The 22,634-nt window shown below is 71.8% G+C and carries 20 protein-coding genes; 8 read left to right on the top strand and 12 right to left on the bottom strand.

Going from position 1 to position 22,634, the window contains the following annotated elements; translation table 11 throughout:
• Nucleotides 1-10 precede the first annotated feature (10 nt).
• The 4 genes from O7616_RS11415 to O7616_RS11400 form a co-directional block, all read right to left on the bottom strand.
• Entirely contained in the window at nt 11-970 is a 960-nt protein-coding gene (locus O7616_RS11415; protein ID WP_282262050.1) for a VWA domain-containing protein, read from the bottom strand.
• A complete protein-coding gene (locus tag O7616_RS11410; RefSeq protein ID WP_282307592.1) occupies nt 967-1,962 on the bottom strand; it encodes a DUF58 domain-containing protein in 996 nt (331 codons plus the stop codon). Before O7616_RS11410 ends, O7616_RS11415 begins: the two co-directional genes overlap by 4 nt.
• Before the next feature lie 23 nt (nt 1,963-1,985).
• The gene (locus O7616_RS11405) at nt 1,986-3,035 is read right to left on the bottom strand and encodes a MoxR family ATPase (RefSeq protein ID WP_282262052.1); all 1,050 of its coding nucleotides are present in this window, start codon (nt 3,033-3,035) and stop codon (nt 1,986-1,988) included.
• A gap of 245 nt (nt 3,036-3,280) precedes the next feature.
• Nucleotides 3,281-3,790: a hypothetical protein gene (locus O7616_RS11400; RefSeq protein WP_282306788.1), complete on the bottom strand. Its 510-nt coding sequence runs from the start codon at nt 3,788-3,790 to the stop codon at nt 3,281-3,283.
• Between the two features lie 341 nt (nt 3,791-4,131).
• Between O7616_RS11400 and O7616_RS11395 the strand changes: the two genes are divergently transcribed.
• Nucleotides 4,132-5,139, top strand: coding sequence for an endonuclease/exonuclease/phosphatase family protein (locus tag O7616_RS11395; RefSeq protein ID WP_282306787.1), 1,008 nt, complete (start codon nt 4,132-4,134; stop codon nt 5,137-5,139).
• Nucleotides 5,140-5,303: 164 nt separating this feature from the next.
• Here the strand turns inward: O7616_RS11395 and cimA are convergent, their stop codons facing one another.
• Nucleotides 5,304-6,887 (bottom strand): citramalate synthase, encoded by a 1,584-nt coding sequence (cimA, locus tag O7616_RS11390; RefSeq protein WP_282306786.1) that lies wholly within the window; start codon nt 6,885-6,887, stop codon nt 5,304-5,306.
• 314 nt (nt 6,888-7,201) lie between these two features.
• Between cimA and O7616_RS11385 the strand changes: the two genes are divergently transcribed.
• The 4 genes from O7616_RS11385 to O7616_RS11370 all read left to right on the top strand — a co-directional run bounded on the left by O7616_RS11385 (nt 7,202) and on the right by O7616_RS11370 (nt 9,304).
• Nucleotides 7,202-7,378, top strand: coding sequence for a hypothetical protein (locus O7616_RS11385; protein WP_282262057.1), 177 nt, complete (start codon nt 7,202-7,204; stop codon nt 7,376-7,378).
• A 2-nt stretch (nt 7,379-7,380) separates the two neighbouring features.
• A complete protein-coding gene (locus O7616_RS11380) occupies nt 7,381-7,911 on the top strand; it encodes a carboxymuconolactone decarboxylase family protein (protein WP_282306785.1) in 531 nt (176 codons plus the stop codon).
• Nucleotides 7,912-8,045: 134 nt separating this feature from the next.
• The gene (locus O7616_RS11375) at nt 8,046-8,504 is read left to right on the top strand and encodes a PRC-barrel domain containing protein (RefSeq protein WP_282262059.1); all 459 of its coding nucleotides are present in this window, start codon (nt 8,046-8,048) and stop codon (nt 8,502-8,504) included.
• 56 nt (nt 8,505-8,560) lie between these two features.
• Nucleotides 8,561-9,304: a tyrosine-protein phosphatase gene (locus O7616_RS11370; protein WP_282306784.1), complete on the top strand. Its 744-nt coding sequence runs from the start codon at nt 8,561-8,563 to the stop codon at nt 9,302-9,304.
• 50 nt (nt 9,305-9,354) lie between these two features.
• Here O7616_RS11370 and O7616_RS11365 read toward each other — a convergent pair whose 3' ends face one another.
• Complete coding sequence (locus O7616_RS11365; protein ID WP_282262062.1) at nt 9,355-10,452, bottom strand: branched-chain amino acid aminotransferase; 1,098 nt, start codon at nt 10,450-10,452, stop codon at nt 9,355-9,357.
• Between the two features lie 141 nt (nt 10,453-10,593).
• The gene (locus O7616_RS11360) at nt 10,594-11,625 is read right to left on the bottom strand and encodes a 3-isopropylmalate dehydrogenase (protein ID WP_282306783.1); all 1,032 of its coding nucleotides are present in this window, start codon (nt 11,623-11,625) and stop codon (nt 10,594-10,596) included.
• A gap of 228 nt (nt 11,626-11,853) precedes the next feature.
• Between O7616_RS11360 and O7616_RS11355 the strand changes: the two genes are divergently transcribed.
• Both O7616_RS11355 and O7616_RS11350 read left to right on the top strand, forming a co-directional pair.
• Nucleotides 11,854-12,696: an FAD:protein FMN transferase gene (locus tag O7616_RS11355; RefSeq protein ID WP_282306782.1), complete on the top strand. Its 843-nt coding sequence runs from the start codon at nt 11,854-11,856 to the stop codon at nt 12,694-12,696.
• Between the two features lie 410 nt (nt 12,697-13,106).
• A complete protein-coding gene (locus tag O7616_RS11350; RefSeq protein ID WP_282262065.1) occupies nt 13,107-13,463 on the top strand; it encodes a hypothetical protein in 357 nt (118 codons plus the stop codon).
• Nucleotides 13,464-13,535: 72 nt separating this feature from the next.
• Here the strand turns inward: O7616_RS11350 and serA are convergent, their stop codons facing one another.
• Nucleotides 13,536-15,134 carry a phosphoglycerate dehydrogenase gene (serA, locus tag O7616_RS11345; RefSeq protein ID WP_282306781.1) on the bottom strand — a complete coding sequence of 533 codons (1,599 nt, stop codon included), beginning with the start codon at nt 15,132-15,134 and terminating at the stop codon, nt 13,536-13,538.
• 266 nt (nt 15,135-15,400) lie between these two features.
• Here serA and O7616_RS11340 point away from each other — a divergent pair, with 266 nt between their 5' ends.
• Entirely contained in the window at nt 15,401-16,390 is a 990-nt protein-coding gene (locus O7616_RS11340) for a hypothetical protein (protein WP_282306780.1), read from the top strand.
• A gap of 81 nt (nt 16,391-16,471) precedes the next feature.
• Here O7616_RS11340 and ilvC read toward each other — a convergent pair whose 3' ends face one another.
• The 4 genes from ilvC to O7616_RS11320 form a co-directional block, all read right to left on the bottom strand.
• Nucleotides 16,472-17,485 (bottom strand): ketol-acid reductoisomerase, encoded by a 1,014-nt coding sequence (ilvC, locus tag O7616_RS11335; RefSeq protein ID WP_269680709.1) that lies wholly within the window; start codon nt 17,483-17,485, stop codon nt 16,472-16,474.
• A gap of 92 nt (nt 17,486-17,577) precedes the next feature.
• The gene (gene ilvN, locus O7616_RS11330) at nt 17,578-18,093 is read right to left on the bottom strand and encodes an acetolactate synthase small subunit (RefSeq protein ID WP_088991111.1); all 516 of its coding nucleotides are present in this window, start codon (nt 18,091-18,093) and stop codon (nt 17,578-17,580) included.
• Nucleotides 18,094-18,151: 58 nt separating this feature from the next.
• Nucleotides 18,152-20,035: an acetolactate synthase large subunit gene (locus O7616_RS11325; RefSeq protein ID WP_282306778.1), complete on the bottom strand. Its 1,884-nt coding sequence runs from the start codon at nt 20,033-20,035 to the stop codon at nt 18,152-18,154.
• Between the two features lie 187 nt (nt 20,036-20,222).
• Entirely contained in the window at nt 20,223-22,595 is a 2,373-nt protein-coding gene (locus O7616_RS11320) for an EAL domain-containing protein (protein ID WP_282306777.1), read from the bottom strand.
• Nucleotides 22,596-22,634: the final 39 nt, after the last annotated feature.

Here is a 22,634-nt window from a genome sequence, read left to right as displayed (position 1 = left end):
TGTACGGCGATCAGGGCAGTCGGGAGAACCAGCGCATCGAGCCGGCGGCGGCGCCCATCGCGAAGACCAGTCCGAGGCCGATGAACCGGGCCGAGACGTCCTGCCGTTCCGTGCGGTAGCCCACCGAGCTGCCGATGTCGTCGTAGACGGCGCGCAGTTCGTCGGAGGTGCTGGCCTCGTGGAACATGCCGCCGGTCTCCTCGGCGACCGCCTTGAGGGTCTGCCCGTCGACGGGTACCTGGATGGGGCGTCCGCCACGGTCCACGAACCCGGACGGTGTCCCGAACGAGATGGCGTGCACCGGCACCTCCGCCGTCACCGCCTCCGCCGCCGCCTCCATCGGGTCCATCCCGGAGGTGTTGGCGCCGTCGGAGAGCAGGATGATCCGGGCCGGCGGCGGCTCCTTCGCGGCCTCGCTGTCGAGGCTCTTGACCGCGCCGAGGGACGTGGAGATCGCCTCACCGATCGCGGTGCCCTGCACACCGGTGATGCCCTCGGCCAACCGGCCGATCCCCTCGTCGAGGGCGTCCCGGTCGGTGCTCGGCGGCACCAGGACGGCCGCGCTGCCCGCGAACGCGACCAGCCCCACGTTGAACTCGTCGGGCAGCCCGTCGACGAAACGCCGGGCCGCCTGTTTGGCGGCGGCCAACCGGTCCGGGTCGACGTCGGTGGCGAGCATCGACGTGGAGACGTCCACCGCCACCATCACCGTGGCGCGTTCCCGAGGCACCCGGACCTCGGCGCTGGGTCGGGCGAACCCGACCACGAGCAGCGCCAGCATGGCCAGGAAGAGACCGGCCGGCACGTGTCGACGCCAGGCGGGCCGCTCCGGCGCCACCCGGTCCAGCAACCGCAGGTTGGTGAAGCGGACGGCGTACCGGCTGCGTCGGCGCTGCACCACCAGGTAGGCGACGACCAGGGCGAGCACACCGAGCAGCAGCCAGAGCCGCAGCGGCGACTCCCAGATCACGCGGCACCTCCCCGTCGCCCGCCGACCGGCGCGGCGGCGAGCCGACGCTGGGCGTGCACGTGCCGGACGATGTCCGCGCTCCAGTCCCCGTCGGTGCGCAGCGGCAGGTGCGTTGCCCCGCTGCGGCGCAACGCCTGCTGGACCTGCACGCGCTGGGCGGCGGCGGCCTCGGCGTACCGCTCGCGCAGCCGCCGGTCCGATGTGCACACCTCGCGGCAGCGGCCGGTCTCCGGGTCGACGAGCGTGATCAGGCCGACGTCCGGCAGGTCCAGTTCACGCGGGTCGGTCACCTCGATCGCCAGCACCTGGTGCCGGGCGGCCAACCGGCGCAGGGTCCGTTCCCAGGGCGCCTGCTGGTCGGGGTCGTCGGGCAGCCCGTCGAGGAAGTCGGAGACCACCACGACGAGGCCGCGTCGGTTGGCGATCCGGTGCACCGCGTCGAGGCCGTCGGCCAGGTTCGGCGGGGCGACAGTGGACGCACGCCCCGGGGCGGCGGGGGGCGCGGTGGCCCGCGGGGCGGCGAGCAGCGCGCGGAGCAGAGCGAGCAGATGGGTACGTCCGGCGCGGGCCGGGAAGCGGCGTACCCCGTCGGCGCGCAGCACCTGGGCTCCGAGGCGGTTGCCGACGCCCGCGGTCAGGAAACCGACCGCCGCGACGGCCGCCACGGACAGTTCCCGTTTGTCCAGGTCGGCGGTGCCGAACTCCATACTGGCGCTGCCGTCGACGAGCAGCCAGGTGGTCAGTTCGCGGTCGGCGTCGACCTGCCGGACGTGTGGCACGGCGGTACGCGCGGTCACCGCCCAGTCCATCCGGCGTACCTCGTCCTCGCCCGGCCGGTACTCGCGGCTGCCGGCGGGTTCGCTGCCCGGGCCGGGCAGCAGGCCACGGTACTGACCGTGCAGCAGACCGTCGAGTCGGCGGGTGACGGTCAGTTCCAGACGGCGCAACCGCTGGTCGGGGGCCAGCTCGGCCAGGCCGGGGTCGGCCGGCACGACGGCGGGCGCGGGCGTTCGTCTCATGCCGCCGCCAGGTCCGGCGCTGGTTGCGGGTGCCCGGTGGCCAGCCGAGGCGGTGGCACGGCCTCGACCAGCCGACGCACCACGCTCTCGGCCGACACCCCGTCGGCGACCGCGTCGAAGGAGAGCACCAGCCGATGGGCGAGGACGTCGACGGCGAGTTCCCGGATGTCCTCGGGCAGCACGTACTCCCGCCCGCGCAGCAGGGCCTGCGCCCGGGCGGCCGCGACCAGGCCCAGGGTGGCCCGCGGGCTGGCCCCGTACGCCAGCAGCGGGGCGATCTCCGGGAGCCCGAACCGGCCCGGGTCGCGGGTGGCGAGGATCAGTCGCACCACGTACTCGGCCAACGCGTGGTGGACGAACACCCTCTCCGCCTGGGCCTGCAGGTCCCGCAGCCGTTGGGCGTCGAGCACCTGGCGCGGCTTCGGCCGGTCGGTGCTCATCCGGTAGAGGATGGTCAGCTCGTCGGCGTCGCTGGGGTAGTCGACCACCACCTTCATCAGGAACCGGTCGCGCTGGGCCTCGGGGAGTTGGTAAACCCCCTCGGACTCGATCGGGTTCTGGGTGGCCAGGACCAGGAACGGCTCCGGGACCGGCCAACTCCGCCCGCCGATCGAGACCTGACGTTCGGCCATCGCCTCCAGCAGCGCCGACTGCACCTTCGCCGGGGCGCGGTTGATCTCGTCGGCCAGCACCAGGTTGGCCATGATCGGGCCCAGCTCGATGTCGAAGGTCTCCTTGGAGGCCCGGTAGATCCGGGTGCCGACGATGTCGGAGGGGACCAGGTCCGGGGTGAACTGGATCCGCGAGAAGGTGCCACCGACCACGGTGGCGAGGGTCTGCGCGGCCAGTGTCTTGGCCACGCCGGGTACGCCTTCGAGGAGGCAGTGCCCGTTGGCGACCAGTGCGGTCAGCAGGCGTTCAACGAGGCGATCCTGCCCGACGATCACGCGTTTGACCTCGAAGAGGGTCTGTTCCAGCTCGACGCCGGCCGGCTCGGGATCGACCGAGGTGGGCACGCTGGCCAGGGTGTCCGAGATGTCCGTCACGGTGCTTGCTTCCCGGGCAGGTGCCCGGCAAACGTCGGATTGTGCGGGCCGCGAAGGCCGTCGGCAGCCCGAACGGGGATGAACTGCGCGGAAGGGTGACGACCGACGCGAGTCGGCCGAGATCACCCGCTGCACGCAGCGGGGGTGTCCCTTTGGGTGCCGGACACCCGGACGGGCAGCGAGGCGGACAGCACAACGGTCCGGCCCCCGCGCACGAGGCGCGAGGGCCGGATGGTCGGTTTCGGTCAGGGAGTGTGAGTGAGCAGGGTGAAGCCCAGGTCGGCCGGGGTCCCGGCCGAGTTACGGGTCTGCACGAAGACCGCGTTGGGCGTGCTCAGCCGCGGCGCGACCGACACCTCGCCGGCCGGCGGGATGCAGCAGGCGTCGGACCGGGAGATGGTGGCCAGGAAGGCACCAGCCGAGACGACGTAGCCGAACTGCACCTCGTACTGACCGGGGCCGTACTTGATCACGGTGCCGGTGCCACGCGCCTTGGTGCCGTTGGAGTTGACGACGGTGAAGACGTTCGTGGCCACCAGCGTCGTGGCCGCGCCCGCCTTCAGAGCGGCCTTCGCCGTGCGGGCCGCCTCGGCGGTGACCGGCGGCTGCGCGTTGGTGCCGCGCGCCGCCGGCTGGACGGCCTCCTGCGGCGCCTTCGCCGACGGCTGGGCGACAGCGATGCCCCCACCGGCCAGGCTGAGCGCCAGGACAGCGAATGTGACCGCTGCCGCCTTGCGTCGGAAGAATGAACTCATTACAGGTCCCCCTTGTGTGACCGGGTGAATTCGGCCGACCCGCGGGGCGGGACGGATGACTGCCCACTAATAGGCGAGGCGACGGCGACGAGCGGAAGGAAGACCTTTTCGCTTTCCTTCGGAGAGGTTGATTCCTCAACGCTCCACACCCTGTCTGAGCTGGTATTACTACTCAGAGTTGCGTCGTTTGAGCCAGATGGAACGTAGCATCGGAAAAAGCCGGGAGTCAATAGTTGATCTCGCTTTTTCGAGCTGTCAATCAGCCGTCAGGGAATTGTGAAAGATGAGCGCCTCACCATTCATGAAATTGCGCCCAGCGCGTCGGCGCTAGGATCACCGCCATGATCGTCGACGCGTCGCCCCCGCCCGCGCCCACGTCGGGCCGACGCCGCAACGCTCGGCTCGGCTCGGCACTCTGCTGGCTGACGGTCACCCCGACCGCCCTCTGGGCCGCCGTCCGGCTGATCGGCCTGGACCGGGGACCGCTGGTCCAGGCGCTCGCCTTCACGCCGTACGTCGCGGGCTTCAGCGTGCTCACCCTGGGCCTCGCGCTCGCCCTGCGGCGCTGGTGGCCGGCGGCTCTCGCGGCCGTGGTGGCGGTGGCACTGCTCGGCGTCGTCGCACCCCGGGCGCTCGCCTCGCCGCAGCCGACCGCGGACGGGCCGACCGTGCGGCTGCTCACCGCCAACCTGCTCGCCGGCGCCGGTGACGCGCGGACACTCGTCGAACTGGTCCGGCGGTACGAGGTGGACGTCCTCACCGTGCAGGAGTTCACACCGGGGGCACAGGCGTCCCTGGACCAGCTCGGTCTCGACCGGCTGCTACCGCACCGGCAGCTCAACGCGGAGATCGGCACACCCGGCTCGGGGCTCTACTCGCGGTGGCCGCTGACCGACGTCGGGCTCCGGCACAACCGCAACGGCTGGGGCTTCACCCAGGCGTACGGCACGGTGGCCGTCCCCGGCGCACCCCCGGTACGTGTCGAGTCGGCCCACCCGTCGGCGCCGTACGCGGTGGACCAGGTCGGCGCGTGGCGTGCCGACCTGAAGGCTCAACCACCGGCCACCCCGGACGGTGGCCTGCAGATCCTCGCCGGGGACTTCAACGCCACCCTCGACCACGGCCCGCTGCGGGCCCTGTTGAGCAGCGGGTACGTCGACGCCGCCGACGCCACCGGGAAGGGCCTGACCGGCACCTGGGGGCCGTACGACGGGGACCTCATCCCACCGGTCACCATCGACCACGTGCTCGTCGACAGGCGCATAGCGGTCCACGGGGTGAAGGTGCTCGCCCTACCGGGAAGCGACCACCGCCCCGTCCTAGCCACCCTCACCCTCCCCCGCCCCTGACCCCCGCCCCCCTTGCCGCTCTCGTCGATCATGGAGTGGTGGTGGGCGCTTTACGGATGTAGGCCCGCTTTGTTCACCACCACAACTCCATGATCGACCGAGCGAGGGGTGGGGCGGGGTGGGGCGGGGGTGGGGGGTTGGTCGGGGGTGGGGGTGGGGGTGGGTTAGACGGGGGTGGGGGCCAGGCCGTAGGTGAGGGCGTCGACCAGGGCGTGCCAGCTGGCCTCGACCACGTTGGGGTGCACGCCCACGGTGGTCCAGTCCCGGCCGGCGCCGTTGGCCGTCTCCAGCAGCACCCGGGTCACCGCGCCGGTGCCGTGGCTGCCCTCCAGGATGCGCACCTTGTAGTCGGCCAGCTCGAAGTCGCGCAGCTGTGGGTAGTGCCGGGCCAGGCCCACCCGCAGCGCCTCGTCGAGGGCGTTGACCGGGCCGTTGCCCTCGGCGGTGGCGATCACCCGCTCACCCCGTACCCGGATCTTGACGGTCGCCTCGGAGACCACCGCGCCGTCCTCGCGGTGCTCGACCAGCACCCGGTACGACTCCAGGGTGAACGGTCGGGCCGGGCCGCCCTCCGGCAACTCGGAGCGGACCAGCAGCTCGAAGGAGGCGTCCGCGGCCTCGAAGGACCAACCACCCGCCTCCAACTCCTTGACCCGCTTGGTGACCCGGGTCAGCGCCTCCGGGCTGCCGGCCAGGTCCAGCCCGAGCTCACGACTCTTGAGCTCCACGCTGGCCCGGCCGGCCATCTCGGTCACCAGGATCCGCATGTCGTTGCCCACCACCGACGGGTCCACGTGGTTGTAGAGCAACGGGTCGACCTTGATCGCGCTCGCGTGCAGCCCCGCCTTGTGGGCGAAGGCGGCGGCCCCGACGTACGCCTGGTGGGTGTCGGGGGCGATGTTGGCGATCTCGGCGATGGCGTGCGAGACCCGCACCATCTGCGCCAGGCATCCCTCCGGTAGGACGGGCAGGCCCAGCTTGAGTTGGAGGTTGGCGACGATCGCGAAGATGTCCGCGTTTCCGGGACGTTCGCCGTAGCCGTTGGCGGTGCCCTGGACGTGGCGGACGCCCGCCTCCACGGCGGCGATCGTGTTGGCCACCGCGCAGGAGGTGTCGTTCTGGGCGTGCATGCCGAGCAGTCCGGCGTCGATGCCCAGCTTGTCGGTCAGGTCGGCGATCACGGCGGTCACCTGGGACGGCAGCATGCCGCCGTTGGTGTCGCAGAGCACCATCCGCTCCGCGCCGGCGGCGAGCGCGGTCTGCACCACCGCCGCGCCGTACGCGGGGTCGTGCCGGTAGCCGTCGAAGAAGTGTTCGCCGTCGACGAAGACCCGCCGGCCCTCGCGGACCAGGTGGCTGACGGTGTCGTGGATCATCGCGAGGTTCTCCGCGCCGGTGGTACGCAGCGCGCGTTCGACGTGCCGGGTGTCGGCCTTGGCGACCAGCGCCACCGCCGGGGTCTGCGCGTCGAGCAGGGCACGCACCTGGGGGTCGTCGGCGACCGCGACACCTGCCTTGCGGGTGGCGCCGAACGCGACGAGCACGGCGTGCCGCAGCTGAAGTTCGGTGCGTGCCCGGCGGAAGAACTCGGTGTCCTTCGGCACCGCGCCCGGCCAGCCTCCCTCGATGAAGCCGACGCCGAACTCGTCGAGCAGCCGGGCCACCGCCAGCTTGTCGACGACCGAGTAGGTCAGCCCCTCGCGCTGGGCGCCGTCGCGCAACGTGGTGTCGTAGACCTGGAACGTCATCAGGATCCTTTCTCGGAGCAACAAAAAGACCTCCCGCGAATGCGGGAGGTCTGCGCGCTCGGCGGAGGGGGGCCGGCGCGCTAGGTCGCAATAATCAGGACGGTGCTGGTCACGATCGCCACTCTGCCACCCCGAACGGGATTTGGGAGAAACAATCCACATGGCGGGACGGTTACTGAGCGTTCGTTCAGCCATGAGCCCCGCTCGTGATCGGCTTCACACGGCAACCAGGTCGTTCACCGGCGGGAACAGGCGTGCGGAAGCATCTGGAATGGATCCGATGATGGCCACCGAGCCATCGGCAAGGAGGACCTGTGCTCACCGTCAGTAACCGCTTACCTGAGCACAGCCTCACCGCCTGGGTATCGCTGGACGTCACCAACGCGTCCACGACGATCAACCACGCGTCCCACGAGGGCATGTGGCGTGGGGTCTCCGTCGGGTCGATCGACGTCACAGTCATCGGCCCGGCGGGGATCACCGGGGCCTGACCATGGGCCTGGACGTCATCACTGCGGCCCTGCCCGCGTACGCCGAGGACATCGCGCTCAACCTGGGCTCCACCATCGGCGCCTCGACGTTGACCCCGGCGCAGACCTGGGGCACCGCGCTGGCCTGCGCGGTGGCGGCCCGCAACCCGCTGGTGTTGCGGGAGATCGCGGCCGAGGCGCTCGGGCACCTCGGGCCGGACGGTGTCGAGGCGGCCAAGGCCGCTGCCGCGATCATGGCGATGAACAACGTCTACTACCGGGCCAAGCACCTCATCGGCGACGAGCGGTACACCTCGATGCCGGCCCGGTTGCGGATGCGGGTCGTCGCCCGGCCCGGCGTGGACAAGGGCGACTTCAAGTTGTGGTGCCTCGCCGTGTCGGCCATCGCCGGCTGCGGCGTGTGCCTGGAGCTGCACGAGCAGACGCTGCGCGGCCGGGGTTTCACCACCGAGCAGGTCCACGAGGCGCTGCGGATCGCCGCCGTGGTGCACGCCGCGGCGGTCACCCTGGACGCCGAGGCCGCACTGAGCTGAACAGCGAGCCCACCGTGGCTCCGACTGAGCACCGGCGCGCTCCCGCCGTTTCCGGCCCCCGACGGCCGGGTAGCTCCTGCGGGGAACGCAGCCACCGACGCCGTGACGATCGGCGACAGTCAGGAGTGAACGGCATGGACAGGATCGATCCGCACGCCACCCACGCCGGGCCGGACCCGCTGCGCGGCGGCGACCAGGGCGCGGTGCCCGGCGGGGCGCCGGCCGGCACCTTCGACCCCTGGCGCTACCGGGACCACGCCGGGGTGGCCGACGCCGACCTGGTCGGCTACAAGGTCGAGGCCACCGACGGCGGAATCGGCAAGATCGACAGCGCCAGCCACGAGGTGGACGGCAGCTATCTGGTCGTGGACACCGGCCCGTGGATCTTCGGCAAGAAGGTGATGCTGCCGGCCGGCACCGTCAACCAGGTCGACCACGACCAGCGCACCGTCTCCGTCGACCGCACCCGGGACCAGATCAAGGCCGCCCCGGAGTACGACGAGACCAGCCACAGCGATCCGAGTTACCGGGATCGGCTGGGCGGCTACTACGACGAGACGTACGGGGCTCTCCCGCCCGGCACGGCACGCTGACGGTTCGCACTCGACGGCCGGTGGGACACCGACCCACCGGCCGTTACCGTGTGAGCGTGGACGCCATCGACGACAGCCAGATCTCCCTCCCGGCCACCTTCAACTTCCGTGACGTCGGTGGCTACCTCGGCCACGGCGACCGGTCCGTGCGCCGGGGCCGCCTCTACCGCTCCGACTCGTTGCACCGCCTCACCGAATCCGACCGGGACGCGTTCGCCGCGATCGGCATCCGCACCGTCATCGACCTTCGCCGCCCCACCGAGGTGGAGCGCGACGGCCGGGTGCCCGCCTACCAGGGGCTGACCTACCGGCACATCCACCCGGAGCACGACGACTGGTCGGGTACGCCGCACGAGGAGGGTGCCAGCCTCGCCCGGTACCTCGCCGACCGTTACGCCGCCCTGGCCCAGACCGGCACCGCCGGGCTGGCCGAGGCGGTCGGGCTGATCGCCGACTCCGCCAACGCCCCGGTGGTGGTGCACTGCGTCGCCGGCAAGGACCGCACCGGCATCGTCTGCGCTCTGACCCTCGCCGTGCTCGGCGTCGACGACGCGGACATCACCGCCGACTACGCGCTCAGCACCGAGGCGTCGGCCCGGTACAGCGCCTGGCTGGCCACCGTCACCCCGGGCGGGGTGGACGTGCCGGCGCCGTTCCTGGCCTCCCCCGCCGAGGCGATGCAGATCTTCCTGGACGAGCTGCGGGCCGGGCACGGGTCGGTCGAGGCGTACCTGCGGCACGCCGGGGTGACCGACGAGCAACTCGCCGCCCTCCGCGACCACCTGCTGAACGAGGCGTAGGCGAAGCGGGGTCGGCCGGTCCGTCCGACGGGCCGACCCCGTGACGAGGGTCAGAGGACCCGATGCACCCAACCGTGCCCGTCGGTGGCCTTGCCGCGCTGGATGTCGACCAACTGCTGGCGCAGCGACATGGTGACCCGGCCGGGCTCGCCGCCGCCGATCAGGAACTCGCCGTCGGGGAAGCGGACCCCACCGATCGGGGTGACCACGGCGGCGGTGCCGCAGGCGAACACCTCCCGCAGGTGGCCGCTCGCCGCGTCGGCCTGCCAGTCGGCGAAGCTGACCGGCCGCTCCTCGACCTGGTGCCCGGCCGCGGCGGCCAGCGTCATGATCGCGTCGCGGGTGATGCCGGGCAGGATCGTGCCGGTCAACGGCGGGGTGACGACCGTGTTGTCGTCGTAGACGAAGAAGACGTTCATGCCGCCCAACTCGTCGACGAACCGGCGCTCCACCGCGTCCAGGAAGACGACCTGGTCACAGCCGGCCTCGATGGCCTCCGCCTGGGCCGCCAGCGATGCCGCGTAGTTGCCGCCGCACTTGGCCGCGCCGGTGCCGCCGGGAGCGGCCCGGGTGTAGTCCGGGGAGACCCAGACGGTGACCGGCTTGACCCCGCCGCTGAAGTACGACCCGGCCGGTGAGGCGATCACCAGGTAGAGGTATTCGTTGGCCGGTCGGACGCCGAGGAAGACCTCGCTGGCGAACATGAACGGCCGCAGGTAGAGGCTGCCGTCCTCGTCGGTGGGGATCCAGTCCTGATCGATCTCGATGAGCTTGTGCAGCGAGTCGACGAACACCTCGGGCGGCAGCACCGGCATCGCCATCCGCTGCGCCGACGCGACGAAACGGGAGGCGTTGGCGTCCGGCCGGAACATCGTCACGCCACCGTCGGCCGTCCGGTACGCCTTCAACCCCTCGAAGATCTCCTGCGCGTAGTGCAGCACGGCGCTCGCCGGGTCCATCGGGATCGGCCCACGCGCCTCCACCCGGGCGTCGTACCAGCCCTTGCCCTCGGCGTACCGGATGGTGACCATGTGGTCGGTGTGCACGCGGCCGAACCCGGGGTTGGCCAGCAGGGCGGCCCGGTCGGCGGCGGATACCGGCGCGGGATTCGGACGGATCTCGAAGTCGAGCTTGTCACCACCGCTCATCGCGCTGACCTCCCTGCGGGACAACGGCATGCGGGATCGCACACCGACATGGCTGTGCCAGAAAACCTACCCCGAACGTCCGTTCAGCGGGTAGCGCCGTCCGGGCAGGACCGCGTGCCGCGCAGGCCGACGCCGGGATGGTCAGGCTACGGCGTGGGCGGCGAGCCGGTCGCCGACCTCTTCGGTCCGCAGCGTCACGCCCGGGGTACGACCGGCCAGCTCGACGGCGACCGCCGCGTTGACCCGGGAGGCGGCCTCGGCGTGCCCCAACTGCTCCAGCAGCAACGCCGCGGAGAGCACGGCGGCGACGGGGTCGGCGACGCCCTGGCCGGCGATGTCCGGCGCCGAGCCGTGCACCGGCTCGAACATCGAGGGGTACGCCCCCTCGGGGTTGATGCAGCCGCTGGCGGCCAGCCCGATCCCGCCGGTGACGGCGGCGGCGATGTCGGTGAGGATGTCGCCGAAGAGGTTGTCGGTGACCACCACGTCGTAGCGCTGCGGCTGGGTGACCAGGAACATCGCGGCGGCGTCGACGTGCTGGTATTCGGTGGCGACGTCCGGGTGCTCGGCGGCGACCGCCTCGAAGGCGCGCGCCCACAGCGACCCGGCGTGGGTGAGCACGTTGGTCTTGTGCACCAGAGTGACCTTGCGCCGCTCCCGGCGGCCGGCGCGGGCGAACGCGTCGCGGATCACCCGCTCCACGCCGTGCCGGGTGTTCAGGCTCTCCTCGGTGGCGACCTCGGCGGGGGTGTCCCGGTGCAGCGAGCCACCGGCGCCGGCGTAGAGACCCTCGGTGCCCTCCCGCACCACCACCAGGTCGACCTCTCCCGGCTTCACGTTGCCGAGCGGGCCGGCGACCCCGGGCCAGAGCCGGGACGGGCGGAGGTTGACGTACTGGTCGAAGGCGAACCGGAGCTTGAGCAGCAGACCCCGCTCCAGCACACCCGGCGGAACCGTGGGGTCGCCGACCGCGCCGAGCAGGATCGCGTCGTGCCCGGCCAGCTCGGCCAGCACGGAGTCGGGCAACACCTCTCCGGTACGGTGCCAGCGGGCCGCGCCGAGGTCGTACTCGGTGGCTTCGACGCCGGGCAACACCGCGTCGAGGACCTTGCGGGCCTGCGCGACCACCTCGGGCCCGATGCCATCCCCGGCCACCACCGCGATCCGCGCCACGACCGCACTCCTCTGCTCAACGGTTCCGTTCGGGCAACGGTACGTCGCTGTCCCGCCTCCCGGTACGCGGCTTCCACTATCCGGGAACACGGATGCACAGCACCCTCTCAGCTGGGACTCATGAGGCGGTCATCTCCGCTGCCTACGGTGGTACCAAGCGGGTCACCGGGGGCCTGCCGACCATCGGGGTCGCGACGCCGCGACGCCACGTGCGAGGGAGCAGATGCCATGCGCATCGACGAGCAGCCGAGGACCCGCTGGCCGGACCTGTCCGCGTTCCGCAACCGTCGGCCGGACCTCCGACTCGGCAGCCGACGGCAGCGGATCGACCCGGCCGCCGCCATCGACGGCCGAATCGCCGTGCAGCACACCGTCCGCACCGCGACCGCCGAGTACACCCTCCTCCTCAACGCACCCGCGTGGCTCGGTCGCCGCGGCGTCGGCGAGGCACTGCGGGACAGCGTGGCGGAGCTTCGCGCCATCGACCTCACCTACGGCCCCAACCGGCCGGAGAGCCTGGTGTCCCGCCTGCGCCGAGACGAGATCAGCCCCGACTCGTACCCGCCCCTCGCCGACCTGGTGGACCGCTGCACGGCCATGCGCGCCGCCACCGACGGGTGGTTCGACGCCTGGGCGGTGCCCGGCGGCTTCGACCCGGGCGGCCTGCTCGGCGGCTGGGCTGTCGAGCGCGCCGCCGAGAGGCTGCGCGCCGCAGGCGTCCACGACTACGCCGTACTCAGCGGCGCGGACCTCGTCGTCCGGGGGCACGCGCCGCACGGTGGGCCCTGGCGGGTCGCGGTGCACCACCCGACGGCCCCCGAGCGCGCGCCGCTGGTGTTGGAGATGACCGCCGGCGCGATCGGCACCTCCGGGGTGAGCGGGCGGCAGGGACACGTGGTGGACCCACACACCGGCGAGCCCGCCGACCAGTTGGTCTCCGCCACCGTCGTGGGCCCCGACCTGACGATCGCCGACGCCTACGCCACCGCGCTCTACGCGGCCGGGCCCACCGGCCTGTCGTGGTTCCGTGGCGACTCCGACTATCGCGCGCTCTTCGCACACCGACGCTGAACAGCAGGTCGTCGCAGCGAGCCCGTCTCCCCGCGGTGCTCCGGCCCGATTCGCACCTCGGCCGCCCACAACCGGTGAACCCCGTCAGCGGTGATGGTCGGCCGGTCGGGCCTTGCGATCGGCCCCCACGGTCTCGGCAACGACCGTGGGGGCCGGTCAGCGACGAGTGCGCGTGGCTCGCACAATCGAGGGGTGCGGACCGGTCGGGCCGGACGTCGACCGCGCCACCCGAAGACGGGCCGGTGCCTCGACTCGGCCAGTGACCGCAGTACGTACGCTAGCGAATCGACGCAACTCGACGCAAGAGTCTCCACAGCGGACCGTCGTGACCGGAGTCCGCGGAATTCGACGGTTGGGCTGGCGGCGAGGCAGTTTCGACATGGTGAACGGCGGATGGCACGCTGTCCGCCGTGAGTTTCGATCTGAGCGTGTGGGCCCTGGAGGACGGGGCGACGCCCGAGGACGTACGGACAGCGGTCGACGGTTGCCGACAGGGCCGGCACATCGACCGATACCCGGACCCGAGGGTGGTCAGCTTCTACCGGGCCATCACCGCCTCCTATCCGGACCGTCACCCCGGCCCGAACAGCCCGTGGGCCGTGGCGCCACTGCACGCCGCCCACGACCACGTCGAGCTGAACCTGCACCCGACCTGTGCGGACCAGGTGCTGCTCGACATCGAACGGCTGGCCGGTGAGCACGGTCTCATGCTGTTCGACCCACAGGACGGGTCGGTCTACCCGCCGCCGGCCCGGATGCACGGCTGACCCGGGTCACCTCCCCCGGGTACGACAAGGGGCCCAGCGGATCGCCGGGCCCCCATGCTGCTGTGCCGTCGGTCACTCGTCGCGCAGGTCGGCGGCGCTGGCCGCCGTGGCGCCGATCGAGTCGGCCGCCGAGGTGAGCAGGTCGGCGCCGAGTGCCTGGTCGACGGTGAGCGTCATCAGCGTCTCGCCGCCCGCCTCACGACGAGCCACCTGCATGGCCGCGATGTTGATGCCGGACTCGCCGAGCAGCGTGCCGACGGTGCCGACGACGCCGGGCCGGTCCGCGTAGCGCAGGAAGAGCAGGATGCCCTCCGCGCCGATCTCCACGTCGAAGCCGTCCACCTCGGTCAGCTTGAGGACGTCCCGGGCCCCGGAGTGGGTGACCGTGCCGGAGACGCTCACCGTACGACCATCGGGCAGCGCCCCACGCACCGTGACCAGTGTGGACTGGTCGGCCGTCTCGGCCAGGGCGGCCAGGGTGACCTCGACACCGCGCTCCGCCGCCAGGTGCGGGGCGTTGACGTAGGTGACCTGCTCCTCGACGACCGAGCTGAACAGGCCCTTCGTGGCGGCGAGCTTGAGAACCGACACGTCGTGGCCGACGATCTCGCCGCGCACCTCGACGGTGACGCTGGCGGCGACCCCACCGGCGACCGCGGTGAACGCCCGACCCAGCTTCTCGGCCAGCGGCAGCAGCGGCCGCACGTCTTCGGCGACCACGCCGCCGGCCTGCACGTTCACCGCGTCCGGGACGAACTCGCCCTGCAACGCCAGCTTGACGCTCTTGGCCACGGCAAGGCCCGCCTTGTCCTGCGCCTCGTGGGTGGAGGCGCCCAGGTGCGGGGTCGCCACCACGTTGTCGAAGGCGAACAGCGGCGAGGAGGTGCACGGCTCCTTGCTGTAGACGTCCACGCCGGCACCGGCGACCCGGCCCTCGGCGATCGCGTCGGCGAGCGCCTGCTCGTCGACCAGCCCACCACGGGCGGCGTTGACGATGCGGACGCCGGGCTTGACGATCGCCAGCTCCTTCTCACCGATCAGGCCCACCGTCTCCGGGGTCTTCGGCAGGTGGATGGAGATGAAGTCGCTCTCCCGCAGCAGCTCCTCCAACCCGACCAGGCGCACGCCGAGCTGCGCCGCACGGGCCGGCTGGATGTACGGGTCGTACGCGATAAGCCGGGTGCCGAAGGCGGCGATGCGCTGTGCGAAGAGCACCCCGATCCGACCGAGCCCGACCACGCCGACGGTCTTGCCCTGCACCTCGACGCCCGTGTACTTCGACCGCTTCCACTCCCCCGCCTTCAGCGCGGAGCTGGCGCTCGCGGTGTTGCGGGCGACGGCGAGCAGCAGTGCGACGGCCTGCTCGGCGGCGGAGACGATGTTGGAGGTGGGGGCGTTGACGACCATGACGCCCCGGGCGGTGGCGGCCGGCACCTCGACGTTGTCCAGCCCGACGCCGGCCCGGGCGACCACCTTGAGTCGCGGCGCGGCGGCCACCGCCTCGGCGTCGATCTGGGTCGCGCTTCGCACGATGACGGCGTCGGCCTCGGAGAGCGCCGAGAGCAGGGCCGGACGGTCGGTGCCGTCGACATGACGGACGTCGAAGTCGTGGGCGAGCACCTCGATGGCGGCGGGGGCGAGTTCTTCGGCGATCAGTACGACAGGATTCATCGGTCCTCGTAGAGGTCGTGTATGCGATCGGCCCGGGCTGCGAGACGCCGCACTGCGCCCTGCGCTGATCCGTGCCGGTGGCCGTCAGGTGCCGGCTGCTGCACCTACAGGCGATCGTAGGGGCCGCGCTGCCCGGCATGTTCCGGTCTGTGGGGTGAGGGCCCTCACACGCCCGGTCGAGCGACGGACATCGGCGGTTCACCTGACCGAAACGGTTGCGTCGACCCACTACAAACGGAGCCGGGAACCGACTGAAGGAGGCGTCCGTGCTGCTCGCCGCGCGTGTCGTCCTGCTGCGGCAGCTCAGCCGCGTCGATCCCGCACGGTTCGGTCCGAGGTTGGCTGAGGCGTTGGTCACCCGGTCCCAGCAGGTGAGGATCCGGCGCGACTTCGTACGCCGGCGGACGGCCGCCGCCGACGAGGCGGTCGCGCTCTACCGGCGGCTGGTCCGCGACCGACCGGGTCGGTACGAGGTGGGGCTCGCCCGGGCGCTCGTGGCGCAGGGTTCGGTCCCCGACGACCGCACCGTGGGTTCCGCGCTCGCGCAGGGCCGGGAGGCGATCGGGTACGTCGAGAACGCGACCGACCGGCACGGGTTGGTCGTCCTGGCCGGAGCGCAGCTGATGATGGCGACCCACCTCCAGGCCGAGGCTCCCGAAGACGCCCTGACGCTCGCCGAGCAGGCTCACCGGACGCTCTCACAGTGCACGCCGTTGACCACCCGGGAGCGGGTGAACCTGGCCCGGTCCCGCACCGTGGTCGGCTACTGCCGGGCGACGCTGGGCGAACCGGCCGAGGCCCTTGCCGCCCGGGAGGAAGCGGTCGAACTGTTTCAGGGGCTGCCCTTCTGGACGCGGATGCGGTACATGCCCGCCCGACTTGAAGCGGTGACCGGGCTGGCCCACTCCGTCGCCACGTACCGCCGGTGGACCGAGGCGCTGACGCTGGCCGCGGACCCTCGCGAGGAGCTCGTCTACTGGTCCCGGTGGGAACCGATACGGGCCCTTCCCACGCTCGGCACCCTGTTGTTGGTGATCGCCAGGTGCCACGCCGAGCTCGACGAGCCGGAGGCGGCAGTGACGACCGCCGCCAAGGCGATCGAGCACTACCGCTGGCTCGTCGAGCACGACCCCGTTCGCCACCGCGGTCGGTTGGCCGTCGCGCTGCGCGCGCAGGCCGTTGTTCTCCAGGCCGTCGGCCGGCACGAGGAGGCCGCCCGGGCAGCCGGTGAGGCCGAGACGATCGAGAGCCGCTGAAACAGGGCCGGCGGCCGGCGACCCGCGCTGGGGAGAGCGCACGATCGCCGGCCGCCGGTGGACCATTGCGGGTCGAACCCGTCAGGCGGTCTCGGTGATCGGGCGGTCGACCCAGCTCATCATGCCGCGCAGCTTCTTGCCGGTCTCCTCGATCGGGTGCGCCGCACCCTCGGCCTGCCACTTCTTGAAGTTGGGCCGACCGGCCTCGTCCTCGGCGACCCACTCGCGGGCGAACTCGCCGGACTGGATCTCGCCGAGGATCTTGCGCATCTCGTCCTTCACGCGGGAGTCGATGATGCGCGAACCACGGGAGAGGTCGCCGTACTCGGCGGTGTCGGAGATGCTGTAGCGCATCTTCGCGATGCCGCCCTCGTACATGAGGTCGACGATCAGCTTCAGCTCGTGCAGGCACTCGAAGTACGCGACCTCCGGGGCGTAGCCCGCCTCGGTGAGCACCTCGAAACCGGTCTGCACCAGCGCCGAGGCACCGCCGCAGAGCACCGCCTGCTCGCCGAAGAGGTCGGTCTCGGTCTCCTCGGTGAAGGTGGTCTTGATCGCGCCGGCCCGGGTGCCGCCGATGCCCTTGGCGTACGCGAGGGCGAGCGCGAACGCGTTGCCGCTGGCGTCCTGCTCGACGGCGACGAGGCAGGGCACGCCCTTGCCGTCGGCGTACTGGCGGCGGACCAGGTGACCCGGGCCCTTCGGGGCGACCATCGCCACGTCCACCTCGGCCGGCGGCTTGATCAGGCCGTACCGGATGTTGAAGCCGTGGCCGAAGAAGAGCGCCTTGCCCGCGGTGAGGTTCGGCTCGATCGACTCGGTGTAGAGCTTGCGCTGGGCGGTGTCCGGCGCGAGCACCATGATCACGTCGGCCTCGGCGGCGGCCTGCGCCGGCGTGAGCACCCGCAGGCCCTGCTCCTCGGCCTTGGGACGGCTCTTCGAGCCCTCCGGCAGACCGATCACCACGTCGACGCCCGAATCACGCAGCGACAGCGCGTGGGCGTGACCCTGGCTGCCGTAGCCGATCACCGCGACCTTCCGGGCCTGGATCAGGCCGAGGTCGGCGTTGTCGTCGTAGTACACCTCAACGCTCATGAGAAACTTCCCTTTCGTACGACGGCCGGGGCGGCCCGTCGTGGTCTGTGTGGTTGGGGTCCGGGAGGCCCGCCGGGGCCGACCGGTGGCGGTCAGGCGGCCCGTAGCGCGGGACCGGCGGTGATCGAGCGCGAGCCGCGCCCGATCGCCACCAACCCGGACTGGACCATCTCCTTGATGCCGAAGGCCTCGAGGTCGCGCAGCAACGCGTCGAGCTTGTCAGGAGTGCCGGTGGCCTCGATGGTCAGCGTGTCCGGTGCGACGTCGACCACCCGGGCGCGGAACAGGTTGACCGTCTCCAGCACCTGGGATCTCGCGGCCCGGTCGGCGCGCACCTTCACCAGCAGCAACTCCCGGGCGACCGACACCTGAGGATCCAGCTCCACGATCTTCAGCACGTTGACCAGCTTGTTGAGCTGCTTGGTGACCTGCTCCAACGGCGACGACTCGGCGTTGACCACGATGGTGATCCGGGAGACGTCCGGGTTCTCGGTCTCGCCGACGGCGAGGCTGTCGATGTTGAACCCGCGGCGGGAGAACAGGCCGGAGACGCGGGCGAGCACGCCGGGCTTGTTCTCCACGAGCACGGACAGGGTGTGCATGGTCACTGCGTCTCCTTCTTCATGCCCTCACGGCCCTCGCTGCGCTCGGTGCATTCGTTCATGACTAGATGTCGTCCTCGTCGAAGACCGGGCGGACGCCGCGGGCGAACATGATCTCGTCGTTGCTGGTGCCGGCGGCGACCATCGGCCAGACCATCGCGTCCTTGCCGACCACGAAGTCGATCACCACCGGGGCGTCGTCGATCTCCATGGCGGCGGCGATGGTCTTGTCGACGTCGGCCGCGTTCTCGCAGCGCAGGCCGACGCAGCCCAACGCCTCGGCGAGCTTCACGAAGTCGGGGATGCGGTGCTTGTGGGTGCCCAGCTCGGTGTTGGAGTAGCGCTCGTTGTAGAACAGCGTCTGCCACTGCCGGACCATGCCGAGATTGCCGTTGTTGATCACGGCGATCTTGACCGGGATGCCCTCCAGCGCGCAGGTGGCCAACTCCTGGTTGGTCATCTGGAAGCAGCCGTCACCGTCGACCGCCCAGACCACCGTGTCCGGCTTGCCGACCTTCGCGCCCATCGCCGCCGGGACCGCGTAGCCCATCGTGCCGAGGCCGCCGGAGTTCAACCAGGTGTGCGGCTTCTCGTAGGAGATGAACTGGGAGGCCCACATCTGGTGCTGGCCCACCCCGGCCACGAAGATCGTGTCGGGGCCGGCGATCTCGCCCAGGCGCTTGATCACGTACTGCGGGGAGAGCGTGCCGTCGGACGGCTCGTCGTAACCCAGCGGGTAACGGTCGCGCAGGTCGTCCAGTTGCGTCCACCAGTCGCCCAGATCGGTGGTGCGCCCCGCCGACCGCTCGACCGTGACGGCGGCGATCAGCTCGTCGATGACGTGCTTGGCGTCGCCGACGATCGGCACGTCCACGTGCCGGTTCTTGCCGATCTCCGCCGGGTCGATGTCCGCGTGCACCACCGTCGCGTCCGGGGCGAACGAGTCCAGCTTGCCGGTGACCCGGTCGTCGAACCGCGCGCCCAGTGCCACGATCAGATCCGACTTCTGCAGGCCGTAGACCGCCGCGACCGTGCCGTGCATGCCGGGCATCCCCAGGTGCTGCCGGTGCGAGTCGGGGAAGGCGCCGAGCGCCATCAGCGTCGTGACGACCGGGATGCCGGTCAACTCGGCCAACCGGCGCAGCCCGTCGGTGGCACCGGCCTTGAGCACCCCACCGCCGACGTAGAGCACCGGCCGGCGGGCCCCGGCCATCAGCCGCGCCGCCTCCCGGATCTGCTTGCCGTGCGGGTGCAGGGTGGGCCGGTAACCGGGCAGGTCCAGCGTGGGCGGCCAGGAGAAGGTGGTCGGCGCCTGGAGCACGTCCTTGGGGATGTCCACCAGCACCGGACCGGGCCGCCCGCTGCTGGCCAGGTGGAACGCCTCCGCCAGCACCCGCGGGATCTCCTCGGCGTTCTGGACGAGGAAGTTGTGCTTGGTGATCGGCAGGGTGATGCCCTGGATGTCCGCCTCCTGGAAGGCGTCGGTGCCGATCGACGGGCGGGCCACCTGCCCGGTGATCGCGACCATCGCGACCGAGTCCATGTACGCGTCGGCGATCGGGGTGACCAGGTTCGTCGCGCCCGGACCGGAGGTCGCGATGCAGACACCGACCTTGCCAGTGGCCTGCGCGTACCCCGTCGCCGCGTGCCCGGCGCCCTGCTCGTGGCGCACCAGGATGTGCCGGACGGTGGAGTCGTAGAGCGGGTCGTACGCCGGCAGGATCGCGCCGCCCGGGATGCCGAAGACGACGTCGACGCCGAGCGCTTCGAGGGACCGCACGAGCGAGCCGGCCCCGGAGACCTGGGCGGGAGCGGAGGGCCGTACCGCCGGAACGGCCGGGGTGACCGCGCTGCGTGCGGCGGCCGGGTCGACGTCGACGGTCGGCTCGGCGGCCGCGCGGGCCCGGCGGGCGGTGTGGGCGAGGGTCTCGGGCGTGGGTCTCGTCATGACGGTTCTGGCCTTCGGCTGGAGTGGCTGGTGGCTAGTCGAGCGTTGCGACACGGGCGGGGCCCGCCTCGCCAGGTTCCGATGGCAATAAAAACGGCCCTCGTGCAGATGCACGGGGCCAGCGCACTCTCATCAGGGAGAGTGCGCTCAGGTAAGTACTCGCAGCGACCGGTACGACGACATGCGGCTAAGCCTGACGCATCTCACGCGATGAGTCAACTGATCCCACATGTTGGTTGACGGAGTTCGGCGCGTCGGCCTGCGACGCGCCATCGACACGCGGGTTGAGCTGCGCCGACCCGCCCGGATTCCGGCGTTGCGCGGGCGGCGGGGCGGGCCGCGCACCCGGTGAGGTGGCCGCCTCCAGCATCGCCTCCAGGTGCTCGGCCGGCACCCCCCAGCCGAACAGCGCGCCCTGGCCGAACCGGCACCCGGCGGCCACCACGGCGGCCAACTCGGTCGGCGTGGTCACCCCCTCGGCGATCACCTCCAGCCCCAACTGGTGCCCCAGTCGCATGACGATGTCGACCATCGGCGCGAACGCCGGACCGTCCTGGTCGACCGGGCGGACCGGCTCGTGCTCGGCGACCAGGCTGTGGTCGATCTTCAGGATGTCGATCGGGAGCCGACGCAACTGCCCCAGCGACGAGTAGCCGGCCCCGAAGTCGTCCAGCGCGATCCGCACGCCGGTCAACCGAAGCGCGGTCAGCCGCCGGATCAACTCGTCCAGGTCGGTGGCGACCGCGTGTTCGGTGACCTCCAGCACCAGCCGCTGCGGCGGCACGTGGTGGGCGCGCAACGCCTCGGCGACCTGCACCACGTACTCCGGGGCGTGCAACTCACGCGGGGACACGTTGACCGACACCCAGACGTCGTGCCCGTCCGCCAGCCACCGGGAGAGCTGGTAGCAGGCCTGGTGCAACACCCAGGCGCCCAACGGGGCGATCATCCCGCACTCCTCGGCGAGCGGGATGAACTCGTCCGGGCGGACGTTGCCCAACTCGGGATGGTGCCAACGGAGGAGCGCCTCCGCGCCGACCGGCCGCACCGACGGCAGGGAGGCCACCGGCTGGAAGACCAGACTCAGCTCGTCGCGGTCGACGGCACCGCGCAGCTCGTGCTCCACCGTCGTACGTCGGCGCAGCAGCTGGTCGTAGGTGGCGTCGTAGCGCTCGATGCGGTTCTTGCCCCGCTGCTTCGCGTAGCGCAGCGCCAGGTCGGCGTGGCGCAGCAGCAACTCCACGTCCGGTTCGCCGGCCCAGCCGGCCACCCCGATGCTGACCGACAGGAAGACCGGCCCCTCCGGCTCGTCGTACGGCCGGTTGAGCACCCCGAGCAGCCGTTCGGCGACCCGGTCCGCCTCGGCCGGACGGCCCTGCATGAGGACGGCGAACTCGTCACCGCCCAACCGGGCGGCCACGTCGCCGGGACGCAGGTTGCCGCGCAGCCGCCGGCCCACCTCGGCCAGCACCGCGTCGCCCACGTCGTGGCCGCGCATGTCGTTGACGTTCTTGAAGCCGTCCAGGTCGAGCCCGAGCAGCGCGCGGGGGGTGCCCGTCGCGGCACTCTCGTGCAGTGCGCGGAGCAGACCACGCCGGTTGGCCAACGACGTCAACGGGTCGGTGTGCGCCAGCTCACGGAAGTGCGCCTCCCGCTCGGCCAGACGGTCCGCGTACCCCCGGACGTCGCGCAGCGTGAGGTATTGCCGCGCCACCAGGGCGAAGCCCTCCACGCTGCCGGCCACGATGCCCGCCGCGGTGAACCGGCCGTCGCGGCCGAGGTGATACATCGCCGAGGCGGCCATCGCCAGCATCGGGGCGACCGCGTACTCGCCGTCGCGACCGATCAGGTCCAACTCGACCTCGCCCGGCCGGTCGGCCCGGTGCATCGCGAACGCGACGGTCAGCAGGCCGGCGGCGAGCACCGTCGCACCGGTCAACGCCATCGTCGGCCCGGCCTGGCAGAGCCCGGCGCTGAGGCCCAGCCCGCCGCAGGTCACGGCGGTGATGCCGGCACTGAGCGCGGCGAGCCGCCGACGCGGGCTCGCGGCCCGGAAGACCACGATCACGGCGAGCCCGGCGGCGAGGGCCGCGCTCACCGTGGTGACCAGGATCGCCGGGCAGGCCATCGGGGTGGCGGCGCCGAGCAACCGGGTGGGCTCGGAGAAGAGCACCCAACCGACGAACCACAGCGCGGCGGCCATGACCAACCCGTCCAGGGCGAGCCGGGCCGTTCCCGTAGCGGTCGCCGCCACACCGGGCAACCGGAGCAGACCGGCGGCGAAGACCAGCCCGCTCACCGCCGTGCCGATCGCCACCACCGTCGCCCAGCCCGTGCGCTGCCCCTGTTGGTGGGCCCAGTGGTCGTTGGCGGTGAGCGCGGCGAGGACCCCGACCAGCAGGCTCAGAAACGCTCCCCCGGCAGCGGCCGCGAGCAGCACGTGGGCCGGCCGACGCGGCCCCGTGCGCCGCCAGGCGATCACGGTCAGCAGCGCGACGGCCACGGCGGCGACGAGCCCGCTGAGCACCGCGACAGCGACCATGCCCGGGGGGAGATGCACGCCTCCAAGAGTGCCGGATGCGCGCACGCGATGGGGGGC

Source organism: Micromonospora sp. WMMD964 (genome assembly GCF_029581455.1).
Taxonomy (GTDB): Bacteria; Actinomycetota; Actinomycetes; order Mycobacteriales; family Micromonosporaceae; genus Micromonospora.
Note: the sequence above shows the minus strand (reverse complement) of the source record. Positions and strands in the feature narration are given on the sequence as shown.

Excerpts from the sequence above, each read along its gene's own strand:
- O7616_RS11400 (WP_282306788.1), bottom strand. The coding sequence starts at position 3,790 with ATGAGTTCATTCTTCCGACGCAAGGCGGCAGCGGTCACATTCGCTGTC.
- O7616_RS11395 (WP_282306787.1), top strand. The coding sequence starts at position 4,132 with ATGATCGTCGACGCGTCGCCCCCGCCCGCGCCCACGTCGGGCCGACGC.
- cimA (WP_282306786.1), bottom strand. The coding sequence starts at position 6,887 with ATGACGTTCCAGGTCTACGACACCACGTTGCGCGACGGCGCCCAGCGC.
- O7616_RS11380 (WP_282306785.1), top strand. The coding sequence starts at position 7,381 with ATGGGCCTGGACGTCATCACTGCGGCCCTGCCCGCGTACGCCGAGGAC.
- O7616_RS11375 (WP_282262059.1), top strand. The coding sequence starts at position 8,046 with ATGGACAGGATCGATCCGCACGCCACCCACGCCGGGCCGGACCCGCTG.
- O7616_RS11365 (WP_282262062.1), bottom strand. The coding sequence starts at position 10,452 with ATGAGCGGTGGTGACAAGCTCGACTTCGAGATCCGTCCGAATCCCGCG.
- O7616_RS11355 (WP_282306782.1), top strand. The coding sequence starts at position 11,854 with ATGCGCATCGACGAGCAGCCGAGGACCCGCTGGCCGGACCTGTCCGCG.
- serA (WP_282306781.1), bottom strand. The coding sequence starts at position 15,134 with ATGAATCCTGTCGTACTGATCGCCGAAGAACTCGCCCCCGCCGCCATC.
- ilvC (WP_269680709.1), bottom strand. The coding sequence starts at position 17,485 with ATGAGCGTTGAGGTGTACTACGACGACAACGCCGACCTCGGCCTGATC.
- O7616_RS11325 (WP_282306778.1), bottom strand. The coding sequence starts at position 20,035 with ATGACGAGACCCACGCCCGAGACCCTCGCCCACACCGCCCGCCGGGCC.